Below are 16,414 nucleotides of genomic sequence, written 5' to 3' on the forward strand. Positions count from 1 at the left end.
GTGGTTAGCTTTTAATGAATTGTTGTTGATATTGTTTTGGGGTGCAGTTAAACGACTCTTTAAAGCATCGACCAAAATATGTTTGTGAAGAAAAACCAACATCTAAGGCTATTCTGCCAATTTTAGAACCATTTTGTAGCAATATCTGTGCTTTTGCTAGACGGAACTCTTTAATGAAGTTATTAGGTGTTGTGCCCAATGTTACTTTCATTTTTCGCTGCAGTTGGCGTTCACTCATCGCCATATTACTGGCTAGATCTTGAATACCTAAATCAGTTTCCAAGTACATCTTAGCAACAATGGTTTCTAGCTTTTCTATAAACTTTTCATCAACGGATAAGATAGCACTTTCGCTTGGAGTTAACTGCGACACTTTTTTTACGCTACTTTCTTTTTGTTGTTCTTTTTGATGGTCACGAAATTTATGTAAATAGTTCTGCTGGAGTAATTTACGATTTTCAATCAAATTTTCAATACGTATTAATAATTCCTGTTGATTGAAAGGTTTACTTAAATACTCATCTGCTTGTAAATTTAGGCCGTGAAGTCGACTATCTAAGTCTGAACGGGCGGTAAGCAAAATAACGGGAATATGAGAAGTAAGTTCATTTTCTTTTAATTGTTTAAGTACTTCGAAGCCATCAATGCCCGTTAGCATTATATCGCATACGATAAGGTCTGGTATATATTCCTCGGCGATGAGCAGTCCTTGTTCGCCGCTCATTGCTAATAAACAATGATGTTGCTGTTCAACCACACGTTTTATGTGATTTTGCATATCGAGATTATCTTCAATAACTAACACGACATTATGTAAATGATTTTTTGCTTTAGTTTTATTATTATTTTGTTCTAACAGCAATGATGATACTTCGCTTTGAGATACACTCATTGGCACTTGAGTTTCTATTTCGACAGCGGTAGCTAAAGGGATTGATAGAGAAAACTTACTGCCTTTATTGTATTCACTGACTAAATTGATACGCCAGTTATGCGCTTTTACCAATTCATTAACTAAAGATAAACCAATACCCACACCAAAAACAGCATGATTTTTTTCATCATCAGCTCTTTGAAAGCGTTCAAAGATTTTACTTTGTGATGCTTGATTAATACCTATGCCGGTATCTGTAATCTCTAAAATAACATTATCTTGATCAACATAAGCACTGACCTTGATACTACCGCCAGCAGGTGTATATTTAATCGCATTAGCAAGTAAGTTGAAGATGATTTTCTCAAAACCTTGAGCGTCACATTCTAGCCAAAGGTCATCAGATATTTCAGCATCAAAACTTAAATCATTTTGTTTAGCTAAGCGTGAAAATGAATCAATTGGCATAGCCATTAACTGACTTAATCGATAAGTAGACAATGAAAGCTTAGGGTTGTCAGTAAGGCGAGAGAGTTCTAATAGTTGTTCAACCATACGAACTAAACGCAAACCATTACGCTTAGCGGTAGTAAGTTCCAACCCTTCTTCTTTACTGTGAGCTTTGAGTAGATATTGGTCTAAAATGCCATTAATAATTGTCAATGGCGTCCTAAACTCATGGGAAATGTTCGCAATAAACTTATCTTTTAAATCTAACATCTGCTTTTCAGCTAACTTTCGTGAAGTTAAATTAATAAAGGTAATAACAATAAGGGGTTGTTCTTCGCGATCTGCCCACTGCAATTCAACCTGAACTGGGAATTCAGTACCATCGGCACGTCGAGCAGCACACTCTACTGAAATACCGATATCTTTACGTTGTAAGGCGTATACATTACTTTTGAAGCCAAAAAAGTAATGCATAGTGTCTTCTGCAGAAAAAAGTGCGCTGACATTCGTGCCTTTCAATTCATGTTCTAAACTTTGGAACAATTGAACTGCGGCAGGGTTTGACGATAATATTTCGCCGCCCGTTGATGTCGTCAAAATAGCATTATTAGATGCTCGGACAATGGCTTTGTCTTCACTATTAAGAATTGAGCTGAGTAATTTATGGTTGGTCTGTATTAACTCTTTTTGTTCTTGTTGCTGAGTGAAAGCGTTTTCCTTGAATTCGAGCGTGTTTTTTCTTTTATTGTAAGCAATAAGAATGACTAAAATAAAAGCAATAACGCCCCAAATACCAATAACAAAAGACTGCCAGAAAGAATTTGTAATGTAGTGTGCCCCAACTTCTAAACCAACGATATGAATGCTAAAAATAATACTCACCAGCAATAAAATGTAAAATTCGGGAAAGGTATCTTTTGAAATAGGTTTGGTCGGTCTTTGAATGTTTAATGATGCACTTGCGGCAAAAATAAGACCACAGTATGGGATTAACGCTATTAAGCTGTTCGTATAATTGTCTTTATAAAGGGCTTGCTCTTGAAGAAGAAAATAACTATTAGTGTTATCAACTAACAAAGCTAATGAGGCAATGGCTAATGGCCAATAAATAGCGCGCCAAAATTTTTCATGACAAAAAATAACACAGCTGATTAGTCTAATAAAAATGAGGCCAGAAATAGTGATATGAAATAATAATGACGGTAATAACCTGTGATCTAACGCTTTTGAAAACTCTTCTGGCAGCAGTACGAAATAACAAAAACAGGTGACTGTAAAAAATAGTGCTGGCACTCGACCCGCAATGTATTTATTGAGTGGCGTTTCGCTGAGATGCGGGTTGGTTTCTATGGCCAGTAAGATAAAAAAGTAACTGAACAAAGAGAAAAAATCTTGCAGGATCGGGGGGGTGTTTATGTAGTTACCTGCGAAGATAACACCCGAAATAAGATCAATGATAATAGCGAGAGAGAAAAACTGCCAGAACAATTTTAATGAACGTGATCTGGTCTGTAAATAGCTATGAACAACAAAGAATACTGCGGTAGCCTGTAATAATATAGTAGGAAGTGATAGCAAAAAAGCAGAGGAAATATCAAGCGTGCTGGTGATCGTTGCATAGGGTAATAAGGTTAAAATTATTGTAATAAATAAAAGTGTTTTTTTATTAAAATATAGCAATGATGTGATCCAATATTAAAGTGACGTTTAGTATGTTGCCTAATCATGAGGCTTATTATTTTCTCCTTTAATAAATATAGTATACATTAATTTAACACTATATAAATGAATGAAAAGCTTTCACTGGCTATTTATATCGTTGAGTAAAAAGGCTAATTTTTCAATATTAGCATTCGACAATTGCCGATAATCAAAATAGGGACACACAATTAAATTTTTAGCTTTATCAATAGCAAATTGCTCATCTAGCCAAGTGAAATTAGCGTTTAGTTGATTTGTCGCTAACAAATTTTTGGCGTAGGTTTTTCCACAAATAATATGCAGAGTTTGCTTAGTGGTTGATAACTGAGGCGGAGAAAATAATAAAGCCGTTTGAGAGCCTTGCTGCAGCAAAAATCGCTCTCGATATTTTTGCCAAGTTGGCGCAAGTGTTGAGTAAGCGAATTTTTCTTTATCGAGTGCGTAAAGCAGCTTCGCATAAACATTGAAAACTTTCCGCCAACCATTGCCACAAGCTTGATTAACCATCTCTATTTCGCCCAAGGTTAGCGGCGATAGACAAGATAATTGCTGATATTCAAGCATACTCGGTTTATTGCCAATATAAACGGCGACGCTAAAGTTTGAGCAACCTAAACCAATAACATTCAATGGTACTTAACTCATTTTACGTGGGGGGTATGTTGAATTGTAAATTTATAATCGAGACAAGTAAAACGTCCTTAAAATTTTTTTGCTTGAATGTATGTAGTTACTGGTAAAGTTAGATCGATTGAAGATTATCAATGTCTAACAGATAACTAATATAAAATGTTAATATCGTATAGCTTTCTATGGCTATTTAAAGGTCCACGCGAGAAGTTTATCGAAAAAAATGACATTACAAGGGTAATGGTTTCAAATTTTGTTGGAGAAAACTGTTTTATATTTTATATTTGTGGCAGCTAAAAATATATTGCTTAGCTGCTGTTTAACATGACTACAGTATCAATAATGAATTCTAAAAAAAAATGATGGAGCGCAGCTATGAATGAAAAAATTGCAGCACTTAAGTCAGACCTAGCGCTACTTAAAGAACAATTTAGTAAAAAAATTACTGATGCAGAAACTCGTTTAAAAAATATGATTGAACAAGAAAGCTTAGATACTTCGGTTGAACGTGGCTATAAAATTCAAGCTTCTTTTGAAGAGCCAGCAGATTCTTTAGCTAATGGTGAATGTGTAATTTTACTGCATGGGCTTGCACGTTCGGCTAACTCCATGAAAGCTATTGAAAAACGATTGTTAGCAGAAGGATATTTTGTGATAAATATCAACTACCCTTCTAGAGATTATTCGATAGAAGAGTTGGCTGAAAAAGTGATTTCTAAAGCGCTATTAATTTGTGAAAATCGCCAAGTTAACTTTGTTACCCATTCAATGGGCGGTATATTAGTTCGCCAATATTTAAGTATGCATAAAATACCTAATTTACATAAAGTCGTGATGCTAGGTCCACCAAACAAAGGCAGTGAAGTTGTTGATAAACTAAAAAATACACCTGGTTTTAGTTTCATCAATGGTGATGCGGGTATGCAATTAGGTACCGGCGAATTCAGTGTCCCTAGTAACCTTGGCAATGCTAATTTTGATTTGGGTGTTATTGCCGGTAATCAAAGTATTAATTGGATATTATCAACACTTATTCCTGATAAAGATGATGGTAAAGTTTCGGTTGCTAGTACCAAACTTGATGGTATGAATGATCACATTGAAATGGAAACGACCCATCCATTTATGATGAAAAACGAAAAAGTTATCGAACAAGTTATCCATTATTTAAAATCAGGGAGTTTTCAAAAATAATTCGACTAGAAAACTTGCCTTTACTAACGACCTGTATATACTCACAGTAACAACTGTGTAAATTTACAGGCTCCCTATGCTAAATGAAATCAGCGAATTACGCCCTCTAACGAACCGACAACAACAAGTTTTTGATCTGATCAAAGACAAAATAAGCGATACGGGCATGCCACCAACGCGTGCTGAAATAGCCAAGTTTTTTGGCTTTAAATCAGCAAATGCAGCAGAGGAACATTTAAAAGCTTTGGCTAAAAAAGGCTATATAGAAATGTTGCCAGGTACTTCTCGCGGCATTCGTTTGACTGAGAAGTTAATGGAAGAAGCCGGTTTACCTTTAATCGGCAGAGTGGCTGCAGGTGAACCTATTTTAGCTGCAGAGCATGTTGAAGATCATTACAAAGTTGATGGTAATTTGTTCCACCCAGCTGCTGATTACTTATTGAGAGTTAATGGCGAAAGCATGAAAAATATCGGCATACTTGATGGTGACTTGTTAGCGGTTCATCAAACGACCGATGTACAGAATGGCCAAGTAATTGTTGCTCGTGTCGAAGAAAATGTTACGGTTAAACGTTATAAACGAGAAGGTAACATCGTTTACTTACATGCTGAAAATGATGACTTCTCTCCTATAAAAGTCGATTTGTCTGATCAAGAGTTTAATATTGAAGGGTTGGCTGTTGGCGTTATTCGCTCGGCAGACTGGATGTAGTTAAGTTAACCTATCCAATAAACTTGGTGGTAACTAAGCCAATTTATCTAACAAATATAGTATTAAATATGTAAAACTGCTCCGCAAACTTTAGTGTATAAAATAGGCTAAAGTTTGCTTTTCTAACCTTTCGTATTCTTTTCATGCAAACCTTTCTCTTTACTAAGAATAATTTTCATTCTAAAGCCCATTCAAACAACTTTATCTTTCTCTGATTAAAAAACAACCAAGATCAATTTTTACAATACGCGTATTTATACTCAGCTGTTTATTTTTAATACTACGGCTACAGCCCTTTGTTATTAGGCCTTTGCCTGTATTAGAGTTGATACTCTATTGTTTTTATTGGTTTTTATTTTAAAATAGCTCGATTTTTAAATTGACCCAGATCAACTTTTAAGTAATTCTAGTTTGGAATGTGTACAAATATAAATATAAGGCGATGTTGTCGACGCTAACTGGTTGATAACAAAATCGCTAAGAAAATAATAAAAATCCGTACTAAAGGATGTGTTTTGTCCTAGGTATCAAGTTTTAAACTTTTATAGGGTGAAGGAGATGTCGTGTGAAAAGACGTAACCTAGGTTGGCTGTTGTTGGGGAGTGTTCTTTCCAGTTCAGCTTGGGCAGATATGCAATTAAATCTGACCAAGGGTGTAACAGAAGTAAGTAGAGATGTTTACGATCTACATATGCTCGCAATGTATATATGTGTAGCAATTGGTGTGGTCGTTTTTGGTGCTATGTTTTGGTCAATGGTTTTCCATCGAAAATCCAAAGGGGCTAAATCAGCAGATTTTCATGAAAGTACAAAAGTAGAAATCCTCTGGACAGCAATTCCCATTGTCATTCTTATCGCTATGGCTGTACCAGCAACAAAAACACTGATTGAAATGGAAAATAACGACGATTCTGACGTTACCATTCAAGTTACCGCCTCTCAGTGGAAATGGCATTACAAATATTTTGATCAAGATATTGAGTTCTACTCCGTTTTATCGACGCCAAGATCACAGTATGAAACACAAGAAGGTAAACACCTTAATGTTGATGCTGGCGATAAAGTCAAAGGTGAAAATTACCTACTCGAAGTTGATAAACACCTTGTCATTCCAGTTAATAAAAAAGTACGATTTTTAATCACTTCTGACGACGTTATTCATGCTTGGTGGGTACCTGCTTTTGCTGTAAAGCAAGATGCTAACCCAGGATTTATTAATGAAGCATGGACAAAAGTTGACAAGCCTGGGATATACCGAGGTCAGTGTGCTGAACTTTGTGGCAAAGACCATGGTTTTATGCCAATTGTTGTCGAAGTAAAGTCTGAAGCAGACTATGCAAAATGGCTTGATGAACAACACCAACTCAACGCTCAAGCCGCTGCTGCTGAGAAAGCATCTCTTAACGCTTCCGCATCAATGGATGAATTGATGACCTTGGGTGAAACTACCTATATTGCCCACTGTGCTGCCTGTCATCAAGTTTCTGGTGCTGGTCTACCTCCTGCATTTCCTGCACTTAAAGGAAGTCCAGTTGCTACGGGTAGTATTGCCGAGCATATTGATATTGTACTCAATGGTAAAGCGGGTACAGGTATGCAAGCTTATGGTAAGCAGTTAAGTATGAAGCAAATTGCTGCAGTTGTGACCTACGAGCGTAATGCTTGGGGTAACAATACCGGTGATGCCGTACAAGCCGCTGATGTTAAAGGTGCTGCTAAGGGATCAGGCAATGACACAGAAACACCGGTAGCAGTTGCTGAAATGGTTGCTGAAGAAGCCCCAGTAGAAGATCTAACTAAAGTGTACAGCGAAGATGAACTGATGGTTATGGGTGAGCAAGTTTACATGAAAGCTTGTGCTGCTTGTCATCAAGTTTCTGGTGCGGGTTTACCTCCGGCATTTCCAGCACTAAAAGGTAGTGCAATTGCACTGGGTGATATTGCTGTGCATATAGATATGGTTATTAATGGCAGTAAGAAAAACCCTGCTATGGCTGCTTTTGGTAGTCAGTTAACTAAAACCGAAATAGCGGCAGTTGTTACTTATGAGCGTAATGCTTGGGGCAATAACACCGGTGATTTAGTACAACCTGCAGCTGTTGATGCTGCTAGTGCGAAGTAGGAGGATATAAAATGACTACAGACGTTATAGAACAAGAATCGCACGACGATCATCATGATGACCATAAAATGAAAGGCATCAAACGTTGGTTGTACACGACAAACCATAAAGATATAGGTACGTTATATCTATGGTTTGCTTTTATTATGCTATTAACCGGCGGCGCTTTAGCCATGGTTATTCGAGCCGAGTTATTCCAACCCGGTTTACAAATAGTGGAGCCTGATTTTTTCAATCAGCTAACAACCGTACATGGTTTGATCATGGTATTTGGTGCAATTATGCCGGCCTTTACCGGGTTTGCTAACTGGATGATACCTATGATGATTGGTGCTCCAGATATGGCCTTACCACGTATGAATAACTGGAGCTTCTGGATTCTACCTTTTGCTTTTGGGATTCTTTTGTCTACATTCTTTATGGAGTCAGGTGCGCCTAACTTTGGTTGGACATTCTACGCACCACTTTCTACAACCTATTCAAATGGTAGTACGGCATTTTTTGTTTTTGCTGTTCATATTATGGGTATCTCATCAATAATGGGCGCAATTAATATTGTTGTTACTATTATGAATATGCGTGCGCCTGGTATGACTTACATGAAAATGCCATTGTTTGTTTGGACATTTTTTATTACCGCCTACTTATTGATTGCGGTGATGCCCGTGCTCGCAGGTGTGGTAACTATGTTGTTAACCGACACTTATTTTGGTACGAGTTTCTTTGATGCCGCTGGTGGCGGTGATCCGGTATTGTTCCAGCATCTTTTCTGGTTCTTCGGGCATCCTGAAGTTTATATCATGATTTTACCTGCTTTTGGTATTGTTTCGACAATTATCCCAGCGTTTGCTCGTAAGAAGTTATTTGGCTACAGCTCAATGGTTTATGCAACGGCATCGATTGCTGTGTTGTCATTTATTGTTTGGGCGCATCACATGTTCACGACAGGTATGCCGTTATTTGGTGAACTGTTCTTCATGTATTGCACCATGTTAATTGCCGTACCTACGGGTGTTAAAGTGTTCAACTGGGTCGCAACTATGTGGCGTGGTTCAATGAGCTTTGAAACGCCGATGTTATTTTCTATCGCGTTTGTCATCTTATTTACTATAGGCGGATTCTCTGGTTTGATGTTGGCATTAACACCTGTTGATTTCCAATACCATGATACCTACTTTGTTGTTGCTCATTTTCATTATGTATTAGTTACCGGTTCATTATTCTCGATTTATGCTGGTGCATACTTCTGGTTGCCAAAATGGACAGGTCATATGTATAACGAGTCGTTAGCTAAATGGCATTTTTGGTGTTCATTGATTTCAGTTAATTTACTATTCTTCCCTATGCACTTTTTAGGATTAGCGGGCATGCCTCGTCGTATTCCAGATTATGCGTTGCAGTTTGCTGATTTCAACAAGTGGGTCAGTATTGGTGGTTTTGCCTTTGGTCTTTCGCAACTAATATTCTTAGCGGTAGTCATTAAGTGTATTAGAGGTGGAGAGAAAGCATCGGCTAAACCTTGGGATGGCGCTGAAGGTTTAGAGTGGACTGTTGCAAGTCCTGCTCCGTACCATACATTTTCAACACCACCAAAAATTGATTAAGTTAATAAAATATGAATAAAGGTGACGAATTGCAAAATTCAAATAACAAAGATAGCACTGCTATAACGAAAAACAATCAAGTGATAAAAAAGCTGGTTATGATTGTTTTTGGTATGTTTGGTTTTGGTTTTGCACTTGTCCCTTTATATGATGTGTTTTGTGATATTACTGGTTTGAATGGAAAAACGTCAACCACTGCCGCCGCTGTCTATAATGTTGAGCAGATTGACACAAAAAGGATTGTTACGGTGCAGTTTATTAGTCGAACCGCCCAAGGTATACCTTGGCAGTTTGAACCTATGGTCCGTGAAATAAAAGTTCATCCCGGTGAAATGAAACTTGTTAAATTTTATGCAAAAAATGAATCCACCCGCGATATTATTGGCCAAGCAGTTCCGTCAGTATCGCCCGGTTTAGCGGCAGCGTATTTTCAAAAAATTGAATGTTTTTGTTTTACGCAGCAACCGCTAAAAGCGAATGAAGAGGTAGAAATGGCGTTACAGTTTTATGTTGACCCAGAATTACCTGAAGATATTTCAACGCTAACTTTGTCTTACACTTTGTATGACGTGACCGGAAAAGTGGAATCGTAGCAATTTATACTGAGCACTTAGCGTGTAACAGTATTTGTTTAGGGGAATAATAATGACAACAAAAGAATATGAAAGTTATTACGTACCATCACAAAGTCATTGGCCAATTGTTGGCGCAGTGGCACTGTTTTTAATTGCTGTTGGCGCCGGGAACTATGTTTCTACGTTAAATAGTAGCGAAGGTGGCATTGGCGGTTACATATTGCTTGCCGGCATTTGTTTAGTTATATACATGCTCTATGGTTGGTTCAGTAACGTTATAAACGAATCGATGGCAGGTAAGTATAGCCATCAAATGGATAACTCATTTCGTCAAGGAATGAGCTGGTTTATCTTTTCTGAAGTGATGTTTTTTGCAGCATTCTTTGGTGCCTTATTTTATGCCCGCACGTTATCAGTACCTTGGTTGGGCGGCGCAGATAATAATGCCATGACTGGTGCTGTTTTATGGCCTGAGTTTGTCGCAAGTTGGCCGTTATTAGTCACACCAGATGGAACCGAAACAACTCAAATGGGCTGGTATGGCCTACCGTTAATTAATACTATTTTGTTATTAACGTCTTCAATTACTGCACATTTAGCACATTCAGCCTTAGAAAAAGATAATCGTAAAATGCTGAAAATATGGTTAGGTTTTACCATATTATTAGGTGTTGTCTTTTTATTCTTGCAAGTTGTCGAGTATATGCACGGCTATTCAGAAGAAATGAAATTGTACTTAACTAGTGGTATCTATGGTTCAACTTTCTACTTACTGACCGGTTTTCATGGTATGCACGTTACCTTAGGTACCGTCATGCTTATTGTGGTATTTTTAAGGGTGTTAAAAGGCCACTTTACCCCAACAAATGCTTTTGCTTTTGAAGCGGCAAGTTGGTATTGGCATTTTGTTGATGTGGTTTGGGTGATACTGTTTGTTTTTGTTTATATCGTATAAAAAATTACTGATATAAACGTTTAAGAAATATTGTAGGTGAAGCTAGCTTCACCTACTTTTTATTTTTAAGCGAGTTGATTAGAATGGTCGTGGGTGTGGCGTAATAACGCCTGTTAAAATAGCGACTAGCATAAGTATAATAATGAAGGCTGAAATCATCACGCGTCGGCCAATAAATTTTGACATTGACGGTTTACTTGGGTCATTTTTGTTTAAGACAAAGAGTGCCTGAAACAGGCTAAATACCATGAAGACTAAGCAGCCAATAATAATTATTTTTATCGCAAATGCCATTTAAAAATTTCCTATGTTGTTATGTTCGCTTTAAGCATATTTAAGGAATTAATTGTTTGAAAAATTTTATATCAAACATTCGCCTACCTTGGTTGATATTTACCCTACTTGTTTTTTCCGGATTAGTAAAACTCGGATTATGGCAAAGTGATCGTGCTTTACAAAAAGAGCAACGCATCGCAACCATTACACAATTGAGCCAAACACAAGCCTTGTCACTTTCTCAAGTGCTCTCAGAAAAAAATGAAATTAATGATCTACCGATCACTATGTTTGGGGAATTTGATAATAATACTATTTTTTTATTAGACAACCAAACGAATAAAGGACAATTAGGTTATCGTGTTTATCAAGTGTTTAATAGTGGTGAGCAGGCGGTCTTAGTTAATTTAGGTTGGGTAGTAGGTTCTATAAATCGTCAAGAAATTCCCGATGTGCAGGCTATTACTGGAAAGTATCAACTATCAGGTCACGTACGTAAAATAGAGCAAGGCATAATGTTAATGGAACAAGTCTTGGTTAAAGGTGAGTGGCCATTGCGTGTTCAGCAGATAGAATTAGATAAATTTTCAACATTAATTTCACGTCAACTCTTGCCCTTTGTCGTCTACTTAGATAAAACAGAGAGTGTGGGTTATGAAAAAAATTGGCAACCAATTGTTATGCCGCCTGAAAAACATCGTGCTTATGCCTTTCAATGGTTTAGTTTGGCGATAGCATGGTTATTGTTGATGATATGGGCGTCAATTAAATTGGGTAGAAATAGTGAACAAGCGTTAAATCACTAATAAAAAAAATAATAAGGTCTAAGTGTATGAATGATGTATCACAGAAAAAATCTCGTCGTAGTATGGTCATGGTGCTGGGCGCTTTTATCCTCCCTATCGTGTTAGCAAAACTCGCCTTAACTCAAAATTGGCTTGATTATGGTGTGACGAACAAGGGCACTTTAGTTGAGAATGAACTGACTTTAGAAAAGTTAGGCTTGAGTCAACCCGCTTTACAAAAAACTTGGTCAATTATTTATAGCTTGCCACAGCATTGTGATGATCACTGTGAACAAACGTTACTTAGTGTTAATAACTCTTACATAGCCCTGGGTAGAGAAATGCCCAGAGTAAAGCGCGTCGCACTTTCTCCTAATCCACTCTCACCTCAGCAAACGGAAAGGTTAACTGAAAACAGCTGGGTGATCATTTCTACTCCAAGTCTAGTTGATGACTTTTTATCAGATACCAAAGTCTTAGTTGTTGACCCTTTAGGTAATGTGGTTTTATCTCATAAACCACCGACAAATGATGATGCTCAAGCAATGTTTGGTAAAGAAATCTTAGCCGATATGAAGAAATTACTTAAGTATTCAAGGGTGGGTTAAGATGAAAAATCGTGTTAATCATCGTGTTCGTACCTTAGTCTTAATTAGTATTCTATTAGCACTAATCGTGGTTAGCTTAGGTGCTTATACGCGCTTAACGCATGCGGGTTTAGGTTGTCCAGATTGGCCAGGTTGTTATGGATTAATTGATGTACCTGCAACCGCAGAACAAATTATTAAAGCAGAGCAAGCATTTCCAGAAAGAAAAGTTGAAGCGCATAAAGCATGGAATGAAATGATCCATCGATATTTTGCTGGTGCGTTGGGTTTATTAATTCTAGCGATAGCATTTATGTCTTACCGACAACGCGATCAAGGTACGCCATTAAGGTTGCCGATGTTGATACTCGTGGTGGTCATTTTCCAAGCGGCCTTGGGCATGTGGACCGTAACCATGAAACTAATGCCGATTGTCGTTATGGGTCATTTACTTGGTGGTTTTACAACCTTGAGTTTGTTATTTTTATTATACTTACGCTTGGCTGACTTTAGGGTACCAGGTGGTGATTTCGCCATTAAGAAATATGGCAGATACGGCTTAATTGGTATTGTACTGTTAACCGCACAAATAGGTTTAGGGGGCTGGACATCGTCAAACTATGCTGCCTTGGTTTGTACTGAATTACCTATTTGCCAATCAGGCTGGCAAGAGCAAATGACCTTCGAAGATTCATTTGATTTGATCCCACCAGAAAAAGATAGTTACGAATTTGGTCATTTATCTCATGCTTCACGTGTAACGATTCATGTTGTTCATCGATTAGGAGCCATTGTCACTGGGCTTTATCTTTTTTGGTTAGCATTAATGGTATTTCGAAAATCTCAATCTGCATTTTTTAAGAATGCAGCTATTAGCTTAGCGTTTATTCTTAGTTGCCAAATATTATTGGGTATTAGCAATATCTGGTTCTCATTACCGTTAGCAGTTGCGGTGAGTCATAACGTGGTAGCAGCATGTCTAATGTTGTCTTTGATCACGTTAACCTACAGTTTACGACGGAAATTATAAGGAATACTTATGAGCGAATCAGTATCAACAGAAAGCCCAAACGGGCCAGCAACTACACCTGAAGTTATAGAGACTAAAACCGCTATTTGGCGAGATTATTATGAAATCACTAAGCCTCGTGTAGTGGCACTCTTAGTGTTAACCGCTCTGGTGGGGATGTGTCTTTCTGTACCGGGTACCATTCCATGGCAAGTACTTATTCCTTCAATGGTGGGTATTGGCTTTTTATCATCAGCCGCCGCCGCGATAAATCACATTGTTGATGAACGAATTGACAGTATTATGGGGCGAACTTATAACCGGCCCGTTGCTACGGGACGTTTAACGCCGAGAAATGCGACTTTGTTTGCTATGTTTTTAGCGGTCAGTGGTTTTGCCATTTTATATAGCTTGGTTAATCCCTTAACGGCATGGCTTACTTTTGCAGGTTTGGTGGGTTACAGTTTTGTTTATACTATGTATTTGAAACGTGCTACGCCTCAAAATATCACGATAGGTGGCTTAGCTGGAGCCATACCCCCACTGTTAGGTTGGACAGCAATGACCAATGAAATACACCCTAATGCTTTGTTATTAGTGTTATTGATTTTTACTTGGACACCTCCTCATTTTTGGGCTTTAGCGATACATCGTAAAGATGAATATGCAAAAGTAAATATTCCCATGTTGCCGGTAACCCATGGGGTAAACTTTACAAAAACCCAAATTTTACTTTATACCGTGTTACTTTTTGTTGTTGGCTTGTTACCTTATTTAGTGGGAATGAGTAATTGGTTATATTTAATTGGCGCAGTAACATTGAATCTGATGTTTTTTGCTTACGCCTGGAAACTTAAGTTTAATGCCGATGAGAATACGGCAATGGACACCTTTAAGTTTTCAATCGTACATTTAATGGGCTTGTTTATTATCCTATTACTTGACCATTATTTGTTACCTATGATACCAAGCTGATCAATTATCTGATCATTGTTAAGGGTAAGGACAAAGCTACTTCGATATAATATTTAGTAGTAGGATAACGACTTACTAAATTTTATATCGGGTATTTATCTATTTTTCCAAATGAAAAGTAGACCATTTAATCAGTCAAATGGTTATTGGATAAGACAAACGGAAATAATTAAATATGAACAAGTTGTTGTATGTCATTGTCGCCCTTGTTGCTGGTGCGGTAGGTTTTTTTGTCTTTCAAAAAGCGACAGTATTACCACAGCCTGAACACGCTTTATATTATCAGCAGGTTCGGGAAGTTAAGCCATTTCAATTAACGAATCATCATAACCAAGCCTTTACCAAAGAACAATTAGCCAATAAATGGTCGTGGGTATTTCTAGGGTATACTTCTTGTCCTGATGTTTGCCCGACTACATTACAAGAACTAAACTTTGTTTATGACGATTTAAAAGCGATCAGTAAAGATACACAAATTTTGTTGGTTTCTGTTGATCCTAGTAGAGATACGCCAGAAAAATTAGCTCAGTATATAGCTTATTTTAATGAGGAGTTTATTGCGCTTACGGGTGACCATGGTGTGTTATTTCCGTTTGCTCGTAACCTTGGCATGATGTACGCGATTAACGAGCCTGAAGGCGATGAAGCCGACAATAATGGTTACTTAGTCGATCACAGTGCTTCTTTAGTGTTAATTAATCCACAGGGAGATATCGCGGCTATTTTTAAGCCTAGACAAGCCTTGGGTGTATTACCTACCATTGATGGTGAGAAACTGGTCAGTGATTTTGCAAAAATTGTAAAATTAGCTGAATAAAGGAAACTTGTCATCCTTAACTTTATGGGCTGACAAGTTTATTAAATCGCTATATTTGTTAAAGCGGATACCACTGCATACCTTCTTTTAAGACAAACCAAGGCTTTGAGTACCAATAATAACGTCCTGGCTCACTAATACTTGGCGCGGTACAGTTACAGCGAACACGGCCAATGGGCAAGGGCGCGCTATAATTAATGGTAAAGCTATTTTCTTCTTGCCATTCTATTTTTTGTCGACCTAAACCCGAAATATAACAGTTCAATTGTGCGGGAAGAAAATCTTCAACGACAACATCAAAAGTCACTGATTTTGATTGGTTATACTCGACAATAGTACTTGCATTCTCATTACGTAAAGTCATGTTGAAAGGTAAAGATTTTAATTTATCACGCAGACTAGATATTTGATCATAGGGTTTTGACGCAGGAAAACGTGGCACGCTTGTTAAATCTGTCGCTAAGCCTACGGCTCCTGATTGTTGTGAAAAAGCAATGAAATCGTTTTGTGCTACCCATTGTTGTACTGCCGGAGTGTACTCACCATAAGGGTAGGCAAAATAGCGCCAACTTTGTCCGGTTTTTTCTTTAATAATACTTTCAGCCTCTAATAAAAGTTCAGTATGTTTTATTAGCCATTGCTGTTCGGTTAAACCTTCACTAATACGGGCCATAGAGTCATGTTCCATGCCATGGTTAGCTATAATAACGCCTTGATCAGCCATCGTTTTAAGTTGTTGCCAAGTAAGATAGTTACTCGAACCACGCTCAACAATGGCAGGGTTGATAAAAATCGTAAAAGGATAATTAAATTTGTCGAGAATAGGCTTACCATTGAGTAGAATATCAAGATAAGCATCATCAAAAGTTATTGCCACTGTTTTGTCAGTAATAGGTTGCTGTTTCTTGATAGAATTCATTAAATCTGAAAGCGCGATAACATTGAAATTGTTATCAGATAAATACTGCATATGAATTTGAAACTGTTCCGGTGAAATACTAGTACTTGCCGGTGTTTTGTCACTAACATGGTGATATTGTAAAATTACAGCGGCAAAGCTAGAAAAGTGAAAGCAAGATAGCAATAGTGCAGGTAATAAAAATTTCATGAGTGAAGCCCTTGTTTAGTCAGTCATAAAAATAGCGCGT

15 protein-coding genes are annotated in these 16,414 nt (G+C 37.5%); 11 read left to right on the forward strand and 4 right to left on the reverse strand.

From position 1 onward, the window contains the following. Positions 1 to 4 precede the first annotated feature (4 nt). Entirely contained in the window at positions 5 to 3,004 is a 3,000-nt protein-coding gene (locus H4J69_RS06075) for an ATP-binding protein (RefSeq protein WP_259367721.1), read from the reverse strand. A 120-nt stretch (positions 3,005 to 3,124) separates the two neighbouring features. Then, positions 3,125 to 3,655: a DUF6942 family protein gene (locus H4J69_RS06080; protein ID WP_182214469.1), complete on the reverse strand. Its 531-nt coding sequence runs from the start codon at positions 3,653 to 3,655 to the stop codon at positions 3,125 to 3,127. Between the two features lie 375 nt (positions 3,656 to 4,030). On the opposite strand from H4J69_RS06080, the gene H4J69_RS06085 reads away from it, so the two are divergent. The 6 genes from H4J69_RS06085 (at position 4,031) to H4J69_RS06110 (ending at position 10,817) form a co-directional block, all read left to right on the forward strand. Next, positions 4,031 to 4,849, forward strand: a complete 819-nt coding sequence (locus H4J69_RS06085; protein ID WP_310733553.1) for an alpha/beta fold hydrolase — start codon at positions 4,031 to 4,033, stop codon at positions 4,847 to 4,849. Between the two features lie 76 nt (positions 4,850 to 4,925). Beyond that, positions 4,926 to 5,561, forward strand: a complete 636-nt coding sequence (gene lexA, locus H4J69_RS06090) for a transcriptional repressor LexA (protein WP_182175283.1) — start codon at positions 4,926 to 4,928, stop codon at positions 5,559 to 5,561. Between the two features lie 565 nt (positions 5,562 to 6,126). Further along, a complete protein-coding gene (gene coxB / locus H4J69_RS06095; protein WP_404842430.1) occupies positions 6,127 to 7,683 on the forward strand; it encodes a cytochrome c oxidase subunit II in 1,557 nt (518 codons plus the stop codon). A gap of 11 nt (positions 7,684 to 7,694) precedes the next feature. Continuing rightward, positions 7,695 to 9,287, forward strand: a complete 1,593-nt coding sequence (gene ctaD, locus H4J69_RS06100) for a cytochrome c oxidase subunit I (protein ID WP_182214468.1) — start codon at positions 7,695 to 7,697, stop codon at positions 9,285 to 9,287. Between the two features lie 11 nt (positions 9,288 to 9,298). Beyond that, entirely contained in the window at positions 9,299 to 9,880 is a 582-nt protein-coding gene (locus H4J69_RS06105; RefSeq protein WP_182214466.1) for a cytochrome c oxidase assembly protein, read from the forward strand. 52 nt (positions 9,881 to 9,932) lie between these two features. Then, positions 9,933 to 10,817, forward strand: a complete 885-nt coding sequence (locus H4J69_RS06110) for a cytochrome c oxidase subunit 3 (protein ID WP_182214464.1) — start codon at positions 9,933 to 9,935, stop codon at positions 10,815 to 10,817. 78 nt (positions 10,818 to 10,895) lie between these two features. Here the strand turns inward: H4J69_RS06110 and H4J69_RS06115 are convergent, their stop codons facing one another. Beyond that, on the reverse strand, positions 10,896 to 11,111 hold the full coding sequence (locus H4J69_RS06115) for a DUF2909 domain-containing protein (RefSeq protein WP_070375487.1): 216 nt from the start codon (positions 11,109 to 11,111) through the stop codon (positions 10,896 to 10,898). A 56-nt stretch (positions 11,112 to 11,167) separates the two neighbouring features. Here H4J69_RS06115 and H4J69_RS06120 point away from each other — a divergent pair, with 56 nt between their 5' ends. From H4J69_RS06120 to H4J69_RS06140, 5 genes are all read left to right on the forward strand, one after another. Beyond that, positions 11,168 to 11,899, forward strand: coding sequence for an SURF1 family protein (locus H4J69_RS06120; protein ID WP_182244143.1), 732 nt, complete (start codon positions 11,168 to 11,170; stop codon positions 11,897 to 11,899). A gap of 26 nt (positions 11,900 to 11,925) precedes the next feature. After that, the gene (locus H4J69_RS06125; protein WP_182214460.1) at positions 11,926 to 12,486 is read left to right on the forward strand and encodes a hypothetical protein; all 561 of its coding nucleotides are present in this window, start codon (positions 11,926 to 11,928) and stop codon (positions 12,484 to 12,486) included. 1 nt (position 12,487) lies between these two features. Then, positions 12,488 to 13,495: a heme A synthase gene (locus H4J69_RS06130; RefSeq protein ID WP_182221318.1), complete on the forward strand. Its 1,008-nt coding sequence runs from the start codon at positions 12,488 to 12,490 to the stop codon at positions 13,493 to 13,495. A gap of 9 nt (positions 13,496 to 13,504) precedes the next feature. Continuing rightward, positions 13,505 to 14,449 (forward strand): heme o synthase, encoded by a 945-nt coding sequence (gene cyoE, locus H4J69_RS06135; RefSeq protein WP_182214456.1) that lies wholly within the window; start codon positions 13,505 to 13,507, stop codon positions 14,447 to 14,449. A gap of 175 nt (positions 14,450 to 14,624) precedes the next feature. Beyond that, positions 14,625 to 15,266, forward strand: coding sequence for an SCO family protein (locus H4J69_RS06140; RefSeq protein ID WP_182214454.1), 642 nt, complete (start codon positions 14,625 to 14,627; stop codon positions 15,264 to 15,266). A gap of 58 nt (positions 15,267 to 15,324) precedes the next feature. On the opposite strand, the gene H4J69_RS06145 is transcribed toward H4J69_RS06140, so the two are convergent. Then, positions 15,325 to 16,374 (reverse strand): polysaccharide deacetylase family protein, encoded by a 1,050-nt coding sequence (locus H4J69_RS06145; RefSeq protein WP_182221317.1) that lies wholly within the window; start codon positions 16,372 to 16,374, stop codon positions 15,325 to 15,327. Between the last annotated feature and the right edge of the window lie 40 nt (positions 16,375 to 16,414).

It is taken from the genome of Colwellia sp. BRX10-9 (genome assembly GCF_014077405.1).
Lineage (GTDB): Bacteria > Pseudomonadota > Gammaproteobacteria > Enterobacterales > Alteromonadaceae > Colwellia_A.

Bases quoted from the DNA above. Each gene is read 5' to 3' on its own strand.
- H4J69_RS06085 (WP_310733553.1), top strand. From the start codon at position 4,031: ATGAATGAAAAAATTGCAGCACTTAAGTCAGACCTAGCGCTACTTAAA.
- lexA (WP_182175283.1), top strand. From the start codon at position 4,926: ATGCTAAATGAAATCAGCGAATTACGCCCTCTAACGAACCGACAACAA.
- ctaD (WP_182214468.1), top strand. From the start codon at position 7,695: ATGACTACAGACGTTATAGAACAAGAATCGCACGACGATCATCATGAT.
- H4J69_RS06105 (WP_182214466.1), top strand. From the start codon at position 9,299: ATGAATAAAGGTGACGAATTGCAAAATTCAAATAACAAAGATAGCACT.
- H4J69_RS06110 (WP_182214464.1), top strand. From the start codon at position 9,933: ATGACAACAAAAGAATATGAAAGTTATTACGTACCATCACAAAGTCAT.
- H4J69_RS06115 (WP_070375487.1), bottom strand. From the start codon at position 11,111: ATGGCATTTGCGATAAAAATAATTATTATTGGCTGCTTAGTCTTCATG.
- H4J69_RS06125 (WP_182214460.1), top strand. From the start codon at position 11,926: ATGAATGATGTATCACAGAAAAAATCTCGTCGTAGTATGGTCATGGTG.
- H4J69_RS06130 (WP_182221318.1), top strand. From the start codon at position 12,488: ATGAAAAATCGTGTTAATCATCGTGTTCGTACCTTAGTCTTAATTAGT.
- cyoE (WP_182214456.1), top strand. From the start codon at position 13,505: ATGAGCGAATCAGTATCAACAGAAAGCCCAAACGGGCCAGCAACTACA.
- H4J69_RS06140 (WP_182214454.1), top strand. From the start codon at position 14,625: ATGAACAAGTTGTTGTATGTCATTGTCGCCCTTGTTGCTGGTGCGGTA.
- H4J69_RS06145 (WP_182221317.1), bottom strand. From the start codon at position 16,374: ATGAAATTTTTATTACCTGCACTATTGCTATCTTGCTTTCACTTTTCT.